Source organism: Sphingobacterium sp. UBA7855, from assembly GCA_002500745.1.
Lineage (GTDB): Bacteria > Bacteroidota > Bacteroidia > Sphingobacteriales > Sphingobacteriaceae > Sphingobacterium.
Genome location: DLST01000020.1, coordinates 390,125 through 401,512 on the forward strand (window position 1 = coordinate 390,125; position 11,388 = coordinate 401,512).

Sequence of the window (11,388 nt, forward strand, 5' to 3'; positions counted from 1 at the left end):
CTCAAAACGGCAAACAATGGTAATACGTACTGGTCAAAAAGTAAATACAAAATAACAAGATGAAATTATATGCTATAGAAACGGGATTCTTTAAACTCGATGGTGGGGCTATGTTTGGTGTGGTCCCTAAAAGCATCTGGAACAAGACAAACCCGGCAGATTCCAACAATATGTGTACCTGGGGAAATCGTCTGCTGCTCATTGAGGATAGCAATCGATTAATGTTGGTGGACACGGGCCTTGGAGACAAGCAAAATGAAAAATTCTTTAGCTACTATTATCTTCATGGTGATGCAACATTAGACAGATCATTAAAAAATATTGGATTTCACCGAAATGACATCACCGATGTTATTCTAACCCACCTACATTTCGATCATTGTGGTGGTGCCATAGCGCGAGAAGGTGATCAACTTGTTCCGGCCTTTGAAAACGCTCATTTTTGGAGTAATGCAGACCATTGGTCTTGGGCAACTAACCCCAACGCCCGGGAGAAGGCTTCTTTTCTAAAAGAAAATATTCTTCCGATACAAGAGAGCGGACAATTAAAGTTTGTTGAAGATGTACAAAATCCATTCGGAAGCGATATCAGCATGCGCTATGCAAATGGCCACACAGAATCCATGATGTTACCACAGGTCCAATACAAAGGAAAGACGATACTGTATATGGCTGATTTGCTCCCTTCGGTAGGCCATATACCAATTCCCTACGTGATGGGATATGATGTACGTCCTTTAGTTACTATGGAAGAACGTCACAGCTACTGGAACGAAATAGTAGACAACGACTACATCCTGTTTTTCGAACACGATTCAGTTCACGAATGCTGCACACTGCAACGTACCGAGAAAGGCATACGGGTAAAAGAGATCTTTAAGTTGGATGAAATTTAAGGTGTATCTTGAAAATAATAAAAACGCAAATGAACAAACAGGCTACGCTAAAGTAGCCTGTTTGTTATCCTATATAGTTTATTATCTTTTATGATTTAAAACCTAAAGCCCAAAGCCCAATAGTTCTCAAAAAACCAGATCTGTTGCGACGCCTTGTCCACCCCTCTCCTTCCAGTTGTACGAATGTTGGTCAGATCAGTCCATCCAGTTTTAAAATTTCCTTGCAGGTACAGCCCTTTGTAAAAACGGTAGTGCAGCCCAACTTTCGCCGAAGCGCCATAACCAGCAATGTTCCAGAAGTGGTTTGCTCCCTCACCAAAAAGATGAACTTCCGAACGCGGAATTAGTAAACCTACATCTACACCAGATTCCATGGTCAGCACCTGTTGGCCCTTTCGATTATTGATGATATCATCATAACGCTCCAAGCCTACCGAAGCAAAATTATAACCGTCGGTGTGCTCAAATGTTAGCATCGCGGAATCCACTGTAATCAATTCACCATTATATTGACCGGCACGGTTTCCGGTCGGGATACCTGGATTAGAAATTTCTTCACCAATAAAACCTGAAATTTTTACCTGCTGGGGTATATCAACGACATATTTCATGTGATCCCAGCCCAATGAAATGGAATAATTATCTTTGATATAATAACCAAAATGAAGGTTGAATTGTGGGATAGTCAACCGACTCGGATCAAAATAAGTCGAACCAAATTTAGTTGGACGATCAGCAGCTTTTACATCGTGAAGAATAAAATCATAATTTGGACCTGTAAAATGAATATCAGATTTTGCATAGGAAGAGAAGTTATACCCCCAAAAGAAAAAGAATTTTCTTTTATTACTTTCGGTTCTCAAATTTTTTGGTTTGAAAATACTCTTTCCTATTTCGGGGTTTTCTTGTGCAAATAAAGCAGAAGCACTCAAGGCAAGCGCTCCAATTGTCAAAAATATTTTTCTCATATCAGTGCTAAAAACGTTGCGCAAAAGTACCGGCATTCTATTTTATAAGCAAATAAATTCAATGAGAATTAGTAAAATATGACGAAGATCACAGAAATGTCATCCCAAAACAAAATAAAAAAGCCGCTTTATACGAAAGCGGCTTTTTTTGTATGCTCATCAATACTATTGTGCTTGATTTTTGCGAATTATATTTAAGGCACCACCAGCTTTAAACCACTCAATCTGTTGGGCATTGTACGTATGATTTGCCAAGATCTGCTCTTGTGTTCCATCATCGTGGTGCAATACCAGCTTTAAGGGCTTACCTGGAGCAAATTCAGTTAAACCGATAATATCGATCGTATCGTTCTCCTGAATTTTATCGTAATCATCCTTATTTGCAAAAGTCAATCCCAACATTCCTTGCTTTTTTAGATTTGTCTCGTGAATACGGGCGAAAGACTTCACCAATACTGCGCGAACACCCAAATGACGAGGCTCCATTGCAGCATGCTCACGGGATGAACCTTCTCCATAGTTTTCGTCACCAACGACAATTGAACCAATACCCTGTGCTTTATAGTCACGTTGTGTTGCTGGCACAGGGCCATACTCGCCTGTCAATTGATTTTTAACGTTATCTGTTTTCTCATTGAAGAAGTTCACCGCACCGATCAACATGTTATTGGAGATGTTATCCAAATGACCACGGTATTTCAACCAAGGGCCAGCCATTGAAATATGGTCTGTCGTACATTTCCCTTTTGCTTTGATCAATAATTTCAAACCCTTCAAATCAGTACCTTCCCAAGCTGCGAAAGGCTGCAACAATTGAAGACGGTCAGAGGTAGGCGCCACATCAACGACGACGGAACTACCGTCAACAGCGGGTGCTTGGTAACCCGGATCATCTACCGCAAATCCTTTAGTAGGTAATTCGTCCCCTACCGGTGGATCCAATTTTACTTGCTCACCTTTACTATTCGTCAACGTATCAGTTACTGGATTGAAGCCCAGATCACCAGAAATCGCAATTGCCGCCACCAATTCCGGAGAAGCCACAAATGCATAGGTGTTCGGATTACCATCTGCACGTTTCGCAAAGTTACGATTGAATGAATGAACGATGGTATTTTTCTCTTGTTTATCAGCGCCTACACGATCCCACATACCAATACATGGACCACAGGCATTCGTAAATATCGTTGCATTAAGGTCTTCAAATGTTTTCAGCAAACCATCACGATCAGCTGTAAAACGAACTTGCTCTGACCCCGGATTTATACCAAATTCAGCTTTAGTAATTAAACCTTTATCCACCGCTTGTTTTGCTATAGAGGCAGCACGTGACAAATCTTCATAGGACGAGTTTGTACATGAACCGATCAATCCCCATTCAACTTTTAAAGGCCAGCCATTTCTTTCAGCCTCTTCGCGCACCCGAGACACTGGCGTATACAAGTCCGGTGTAAAAGGACCATTAAGAGATGGTTCTAATTCGGATAGATTAATCTCAATAAGCTGATCAAAATACTGTTCTGGGTTAGCATAAACTTCCGCGTCCGCAGTCAAATGTTGTTTAATCGCATTTGCCGCGTCGGCGACTTCAGCACGTCCTGTAGCACGTAGATAGCGCTCCATGGATTCATCATAACCAAAAGTCGACGTTGTCGCGCCAATTTCAGCGCCCATGTTACAAATGGTTCCCTTACCTGTACAAGATAGCGACTCTGCTCCCTCGCCAAAATATTCCACAATCGCTCCAGTTCCCCCTTTGACGGTCAAGATACCAGCAACTTTAAGGATAACGTCTTTCGCCGCAGCCCATCCGCTTAACTTACCAGTCAATTTAACACCGATTAATTTCGGGAATTTCAGCTCCCAAGGTAATCCAGCCATTACATCACAGGCATCAGCCCCGCCAACACCAATAGCAACCATACCCAATCCACCGGCATTTACCGTATGTGAGTCTGTACCGATCATCATTCCGCCTGGAAACGCATAGTTCTCCAAAACGACTTGGTGAATAATACCAGCGCCAGGTTTCCAGAAACCGATACCATACTTATTGGACACAGAACTCAAAAAGTTAAATACTTCAGAGCTTTCGTTTTTAGCTCGCGCTAAATCTTTGTCTGCTCCTTCTTTCGCCTGAATCAAGTGATCACAGTGAACGGTAGAAGGAACTGCAACTTTTGGACGTCCAGCTTGCATAAATTGCAATAATGCCATCTGAGCAGTAGCGTCCTGCATAGCCACACGGTCTGGTGCGAAGTCGACGTATGAAACGCCACGCGTATAATCCTCAGTAGCATTGCCATCCCAAAGGTGTGCATACAATATTTTCTCAGATAAAGTCAAAGGTTTATTAACCACCTGACGAGCAGCAGCAATGCGCTCGTCATAACGGCTATAGACCTTTTTAATCATATCAATATCAAAAGCCATATCTCTCTAATTTATTTGTTTAATTAAGTTACTAAACACTAATTATTACTACTTTGTTGGAATAGGTGCAAACTTTGTCAAGTTAATACCTTCGACAGCAGCTTTATATTCGTCAATGTTCGGAATACGACCCAAGATTGCTGATAACACAACTACAGGAGTCGATGCCAACAAAGACTCTCCTTTCTTACCGTCTCTGTCCTCTACGACACGACCTTGAAATAAACGTGTTGAAGTCGCCATGACCGTATCTCCTTTTGCCGCTTTTTCCTGGTTACCCATACAGAGGTTACAACCTGGGCGCTCTAAATACATAATATTCTCATATTCTGTACGTGCAGTACTTTTAGGTAATGCATCGCTAAATTCAAATCCCGAGTATTTTTGCAAGAATTCCCAATCGCCCTCTGCTTTCAACTCATCAATAATATTATACGTTGGGGCTGCGACTACCAAAGGAGCCTCAAAAGTAACTGCGCCTTTTTGTTTTTCAATGTTCTTCAACATTTTAGAAACGATCTTCAAATCGTCTTTGTGTACCATACATGAACCTACGAAACCCAAGTCTACCTTTTTGCTTCCGCCGTAGTAAGAAAGATCGCGGATCGTATCGTGTGTATAACGTTTAGAAACATCCGTATTATTTACATCCGGGTCGGCAATCATTGGCTCTTCAATGATATCCAAATCAATCACCACCTCAGCATAGTATTTCGCATTCGTATCCGGGGCTAATGCAGGTTTAACCCCTATTTTGATTTCCTCGATGCGTTTATTTGCCTTTTCGATCAAGCCATGCAAAACATTATTTTTGTTTTCCATACCTTTATCGATCATGATTTGAATACGCTTTTTCGCGATCTCCAAAGATTCGATTAACGTATCATCTTGAGAAATACAAATGGAAGCTTTCGCTTTCATTTCTGCTGTCCAGTCAGTAAAGGTAAACGCCTGATCAGCCAAAAGCGTACCAATGTGAACCTCTATAATCCTACCTTGGAACACGTTCTCTCCAGCAAATTGCTGCAGCATCTGCGCTTGGGTAGCGTGAACTACATCACGGAAATCCATATGCTCTTTCATACTCCCTTTAAAGGTAACTTTTACCGACTCAGGAATTGGCATTGAAGCCTCTCCAGTAGCCAACGCTAATGCAACGGTGCCCGAGTCAGCGCCAAAAGCGACACCTTTGGACATCCGCGTATGGGAGTCCCCTCCAATAATGATGGCCCATTCGTCGATAGTGATATCGTTTAAAACTTTATGAATAACATCAGTCATGGAATGATACACGCCTTGTGGGTCACGCGCAGTAATTAATCCAAAGTCATTCATAAATTTCATCAATTTGGGAATATTTGCTTGCGCTTTTTTATCCCATACAGATGCGGTATGACAACCCGACTGATAAGCACCATCCACTGTCGGCGAAATGACTGTTGCAGCCATAGCCTCCAACTCCTGTGCTGTCATCAAACCAGTAGTATCTTGAGAACCAACAATGTTTACTTTAACGCGAACATCAGAACCAGCATGTAAGACCTTACCAGCCGTAACACCGACCGCATTTTTGTTGAAGATTTTCTCCACTGCTGTCAAGCCTTGCCCTTCAATAGTAATCTCTTTTGAAGGAGCAAATACCGCAGGCGCTTGAATGCCCAGGGTTTCTGCAGCAAATGTTTGTATCTTTTTACCAAAAACAATCGCATAAGAGCCGCCGGCTTTAATAAATTCCATTTTCTGGGGAGTCAAAGCTTTCGAAATATCGATCAGCTCACGCTCGCCATGATATAATTTCTTCGTCTTTGTATTAATAGTTAAAACAGTTCCCGTCGCAACAGAGTAAGCTTCTTCAAGAATGGGCTCGTCTTTTTCGTTACGAACAACATTCCCCTGCTCATCCACTTTCTTCACCCAGTTTTTCAAGTCGATACCAATACCACCAGTCACATCTACCGTTGTCAAGAAAATTGGCGAAATACCATTCGTACCACCGACAATTGGCGCAATATTCACAAAAGGAACATAAGGACTTGCTTGTTTACCTGTCCAAAGTGCCACATTATTTACTCCCGACATACGAGAGGAGCCTACACCCATCGTTCCTTTCTCAGCAATCAACATGACACTTTTACCTGGATGTTGCGCCTGCAATTCACGAATGTGCTGTTGCGCTTCAGGTGTGATCATACATTTACCATGTAATTCACGATCCGAACGTGAGTGCGCTTGATTTCCCGGGGATAATAAATCTGTCGAGATATCGCCCTCACCCGCAATAAAAGTAACCACTTCAATTTCTTCCGGCACCTCTGGTAGCTTCGTAAAAAACTCCGCTTTTGCATAGCTTTCCAAAATATCCTTAGCTACTTCGTTACCTTGCTGATAAGCATCTTTCAAACGTGCTGTATCAGCATCATATAAGAAAACTTGTGTTTTAAGCACTTCGGCAGCTTGTTTAGCAATCATGACATCATCACCCAAAGCTAAATCTAATAAAACTGCAATAGAAGGTCCACCCTTCATGTGGGACAATAACTCAAAAGCAAAGTCAGGTGTGATTTCAGCAACAATAGATTCACCTAAAATAATTTCCTTCAAAAATTGCGCTTTAACGCCAGCTGCAGGAGTTGTACCCGGCAGTGTATTATAAATAAACAATCGTAAAGAATCTGCTCTATTATCGTTGTTTAAATCCTTAATCTGAGCAATTACTTCACTTAGTAATTCTGCTCCATCAATTGGCTTAGGATGTAACCCCTGGCCTTCTCGTTCTACAACCTCTTGTACGTAATCGTTGTAAATACTCATAGATATCTATCTTTCTATTTTAAGGGTAGCCAAAAAGACACAATGTCTTGCTAAACCACCTTGACTGTAATATAATTAAGCTAATAAGCCATCGATCGGTTTCCAGATCAAATCACAATTTAGCCCTTCCACTTCATGTTTGAAGTTAACTTATTTGTCGTAAATCAACTCCTGTGACTAAATACAAAAATAGTGAAAATACAGCTTTAAACGCATGCTTTCCATCTATTTAAAGCAATTTGGAATTGTTCTAAACAGCCTTTTGCAATCATGCCCGTTTTTTCCAATTCGCTATTTTTACTGCCTGATGTTTAAAAAAAATAGGTGATCTATATGACTAAACCACCTATTCTATTTATATCGTTTCTACATGTATATCGATGTCCTTCAATATTTTGACCGTTTCCAGAGGATCTGTGGCATTAAAGACAAACGATCCGGCCACCAGCACATCTGCCCCTGCTTTCAATAGCTGCGCTGCATTTGCAGTCGTCACTCCACCGTCAATTTCAATCAACAGGCCATCGTTCACGCCCGCAGCCATCGCACGTAACTCCTGCACTTTGGCATAGGTATTTTTAATGAATTTTTGACCACCAAATCCCGGATTGACTGACATGATGCAAACCAAGTCTAAATCCGCGAGCACATCTTTCAAAAGAGCCACAGGCGTGTGTGGGTTCAGTGCAACCCCGGCTTTACAACCCAACTCTTTAATAGCAGACAGCGTACGATGCAGATGCGTACAGGCCTCGTAATGCACAGTAATGACTGCTGCGCCTGAATCTTTACACACTTGCAAATAACGATCTGGATCAACAATCATCAAATGTACATCCAAAGGTTTAGTCGCATGTTTTGCAATAGCCTGCATAACTGGAAATCCAAAAGAGATATTCGGAACGAAAACGCCGTCCATAATATCAATATGAAACCAATCTGCGTCGCTGTTGTTTACCATGATGATATCATCGTATAATTTTGCAAAGTCTGCAGCAAGAACGGATGGTGCAATGAGATGTGATTTTGTTGACATGTTGTATTTTTTCTGCAAAGATAACAAGTATTTTTTGTTCATCACAGCCTTTAGCCTATTTAATGCCCATAAAGGAAAATTGGCAGAAGCGGCAGAAAATAAATTATAACTACATTTGTATATTTACAGAATATAAAATAAAGCTCGCAGTGGGAAGACTAAAAATAAAATACAGAAGAGAATTAAATACAACGGAAAACCTTGTCCGCAAAATTGGATTAATACTTATTACCATCTTTTTGATCTGTATATTTCTTCCCAAACAACCCCGCTTCCGCTATGAATTTCAAAAAGGTAAAGTATGGAACCACGAAAATCTAATATCGCCCTACAATTTTGCCATATTAAAAACGCAAGAAGAATTGAATGCGGACAAGAAAAGCATCTTAAATACCATTCAGCCTATCTACAATGCCAATACAACCACCAGTAAAGAGCAAATTGATCAATTCAACACCGACTTGGCGGAAAAGTGGCAGAGCAGCAAATTAGATACTACACATGAAAATATAGCGGATTATAGAAATGCCGGTAACGCCATCCTAAATCATCTGTATAGCAAAGGTATCCTATCCTTGAACAATAGATTTCAAAACCGTAGCAACGACAAATCCCCAGCCTCTAAGCATTATAATTTTACACTCATTCAAGACAAAGTTGCCAGCCAAAAAAATACGGCCGACTGCTATACGATCGAAAGCTCTTACAGTTATATGGACGACATTATGCCCAAACTGACCAAAATAAAGCAGAAGAGCTGGCTGTCGGAAACACTAAAAAACTATATTACCATTAACTACATTTATAATGATCAGCAGACAGAGACCTTGGAACAAAACGCAATTGCCAACATATCAGCTACGCGTGGCGTTGTCCAAAAAGGGGAACTCATAGCCGAAAAAGATAAAATAATTTCCAATGAAACCTACCAAAAGCTTGAATCACTACGTAAGGTATATGAAGATGAAGGCAAGATCAGCGGCAACCAAAATTATGTGACTTTAGGTCAATTTTTGATTATTTCGTTGGCACTTTCTATTTTGATGGTGTTTCTTTTTCTGTTTCGAAAAGACATCTACTTTAATAACAGACTGCTCGTCATTATCATGATCGTCATCATCGGTATGCTTGCCGTGTTATCTTGGGCCATTAAAATCAAAATACCTAACCTTTATTATATACCGTTTTGTGCTGTCCCCATTATTATTCGTATATTATTTGACACACGTGTGGCGCTCAATATCCATCTATTGATGGTCTTATTAGCAGGATTATTCGTCCCAAATAGCTTTGAGTTTGTTTTTCTACAATTTATGGCGGGTATAGTTGCGATCTATAGTATCAAAACATTGGTTAAAAGAGAGCAATTGTTTATTTCATCGGCAATCATTCTGGGAACGTACTGGATTGCCTATATTGGATTGGTGGTGACCAGAAATGGTTCCATTGACACGATCTATTGGTCCGACCTCCTTCCATTCTTCGTCAGCGTATTGATTACGCTCCTTGCCTACCCCATGATTTATGCCTTCGAAAAATTGTTTGGTATCGTATCTGACCTTACGCTCATGGAGCTTACCAACAGTAATTCCAAATTATTGCGTGAACTCTCATTTAAAGCTCCAGGCACCTTTCAGCACTCTTTACAGGTGGCTAATCTTGCGGAAGCGGCGATTTATAAAATTGGTGGAAATCCACTATTGGTACGTGCTGGAGCACTCTATCATGATATCGGCAAACTGACTAATCCTCAATTTTTCATCGAGAATCAAAAGACAGAAAAGAATCCTCACGATGAGCTATCCCCTGAACAAAGCGCACAGATTATTATTTCGCACGTCATAAAGGGTGTTGATATTGCTAAAAAACATCAATTGCCGGACGTTATCCTTGATTTTATCCGCACGCATCATGGTACTACCCGTGTAGATTATTTTTATAACCTTTTCGTGAAGAACAATCCGGATAAATTGGTTGACGAGTCGTTATTTACCTATCCAGGCCCCATTCCTTTTTCAAAGGAAACAGCAGTGCTCATGATGGCAGACTCAGTCGAAGCTGCGTCCCGCGCGTTAAAAGAGCCATCCGAAGAGTCTATCAATAATCTTGTCGATAAGATTATTGAACACAAATTGATGGGTGGGCAATTCAACAATAGCAACATTACCTTAAAAGATATCACTGAATCTGCGGTTATTTTTAAGGCCATGCTCAAAAGTATCTATCATGTTCGGGTAGATTACGATTTAAGCAAAAAAACAATGCAATTTTAATTGTCAAACAACAAATTGACTGTCAAACGCTTATTGCAACGTTACATTTTTTTTGCATTTTTTTTATTATTTAGACTTTGCAGAATCAAATAATTGCCTTATGTTTGCAATGTCAAAACAAGGAAGGGTGCCTGAGTGGCCGAAAGGAACAGTTTGCTAAACTGTCGTACTGGAAACGGTACCGCGGGTTCGAATCCCGCCTCTTCCGCCAAAGACAAAAAAGGCTTTCTGAGTGATCAGAAAGCTTTTTTACATTTAAGCAGTTAGAAATTGCGCGGCCCTGGAATTTTATAGGATCATACCGAAAGTTTGGGGGGTAAAGTTTTTAAGCATACAATTTCATTACCCTATATAGGAAAAATGTGGTGTCTCTTACGCCGCGGAATACGCTCCTGAAAGCTTTGAGTTTTGCATTGAATGACTCTGCGGATGCATTGGTGCTTCTATTGTCAAAGTAGTGAAGAATGTATTGATGATGCGCTGCAATGGATCTTGCGACACTCTCGAATGAAGCAATACCCGCGTTCTCAACCTGGTTGTGCCACAATCCTAACTTTGTGAAAGCAACTTTTTTATCCCTGCATTTATTGAAGATATCACCTAAGGCAATTCCAAGATCATAAGCCTGTTTTAACTTGGGGAACCTGATAAACAGCAGTTCTGCACGGCGTTTTTGGCTTTCTGACCATCGGCTTGAATGCTGGAACAGCAGGTATCTCGATCTAGCTAATAGCTGTTTGAGCGTATCACCATTAGGTAACAACTCGGGCTCATATGGAATACCCCGTTTTCGCAATTCCATTATTTTCTTGCTTTCTGCATCCAATACTTCCCATCGATATTTGATACGGAGTTCCTGCACGGCATCGTAAGCTAACTTTTGGACATGGAAACGATCGATCATACGTCTGGCATTCCTGAAACATCTACGGATTGCCTTGGCCATGTTCGGGATCAAGCGGAATTCTTGG

7 protein-coding genes and 1 tRNA gene are annotated in these 11,388 nt (G+C 40.8%); 3 read left to right on the forward strand and 5 right to left on the reverse strand.

Annotated features, from left to right (window positions below; translation table 11 throughout):
• Window positions 1-59 precede the first annotated feature (59 nt).
• The gene (locus B2107_RS21025; protein ID WP_293957722.1) at window positions 60-896 is read left to right on the forward strand and encodes an MBL fold metallo-hydrolase; all 837 of its coding nucleotides are present in this window, start codon (window positions 60-62) and stop codon (window positions 894-896) included.
• Window positions 897-991: 95 nt separating this feature from the next.
• Here the strand turns inward: B2107_RS21025 and B2107_RS21030 are convergent, their stop codons facing one another.
• From B2107_RS21030 to rpe, 4 genes are all read right to left on the reverse strand, one after another.
• Window positions 992-1,864 (reverse strand): hypothetical protein, encoded by an 873-nt coding sequence (locus tag B2107_RS21030; RefSeq protein ID WP_293957723.1) that lies wholly within the window; start codon window positions 1,862-1,864, stop codon window positions 992-994.
• A gap of 165 nt (window positions 1,865-2,029) precedes the next feature.
• Window positions 2,030-4,297: an aconitate hydratase gene (locus B2107_RS21035; protein WP_293957724.1), complete on the reverse strand. Its 2,268-nt coding sequence runs from the start codon at window positions 4,295-4,297 to the stop codon at window positions 2,030-2,032.
• 48 nt (window positions 4,298-4,345) lie between these two features.
• Window positions 4,346-7,108 (reverse strand): bifunctional aconitate hydratase 2/2-methylisocitrate dehydratase, encoded by a 2,763-nt coding sequence (locus B2107_RS21040; protein ID WP_293957725.1) that lies wholly within the window; start codon window positions 7,106-7,108, stop codon window positions 4,346-4,348.
• Window positions 7,109-7,463: 355 nt separating this feature from the next.
• Window positions 7,464-8,144, reverse strand: a complete 681-nt coding sequence (rpe, locus tag B2107_RS21045; RefSeq protein WP_293957726.1) for a ribulose-phosphate 3-epimerase — start codon at window positions 8,142-8,144, stop codon at window positions 7,464-7,466.
• A 149-nt stretch (window positions 8,145-8,293) separates the two neighbouring features.
• Here rpe and B2107_RS21050 point away from each other — a divergent pair, with 149 nt between their 5' ends.
• Window positions 8,294-10,417, forward strand: coding sequence for an HD family phosphohydrolase (locus tag B2107_RS21050; RefSeq protein WP_293957727.1), 2,124 nt, complete (start codon window positions 8,294-8,296; stop codon window positions 10,415-10,417).
• Between the two features lie 121 nt (window positions 10,418-10,538).
• Window positions 10,539-10,628 (forward strand) — tRNA-Ser (locus B2107_RS21055).
• A 114-nt stretch (window positions 10,629-10,742) separates the two neighbouring features.
• Here the strand turns inward: B2107_RS21055 and B2107_RS21060 are convergent.
• Window positions 10,743-11,388 (reverse strand): ISAon1 family transposase (locus tag B2107_RS21060; protein ID WP_293957728.1); only part of this gene is annotated, 646 nt, incomplete at its 5' end.

Coding starts and splice junctions, on each gene's coding strand:
- B2107_RS21025 (WP_293957722.1), top strand. CDS start 60: ATGAAATTATATGCTATAGAAACGGGATTCTTTAAACTCGATGGTGGG.
- B2107_RS21030 (WP_293957723.1), bottom strand. CDS start 1,864: ATGAGAAAAATATTTTTGACAATTGGAGCGCTTGCCTTGAGTGCTTCT.
- B2107_RS21035 (WP_293957724.1), bottom strand. CDS start 4,297: ATGGCTTTTGATATTGATATGATTAAAAAGGTCTATAGCCGTTATGAC.
- B2107_RS21040 (WP_293957725.1), bottom strand. CDS start 7,108: ATGAGTATTTACAACGATTACGTACAAGAGGTTGTAGAACGAGAAGGC.
- rpe (WP_293957726.1), bottom strand. CDS start 8,144: ATGTCAACAAAATCACATCTCATTGCACCATCCGTTCTTGCTGCAGAC.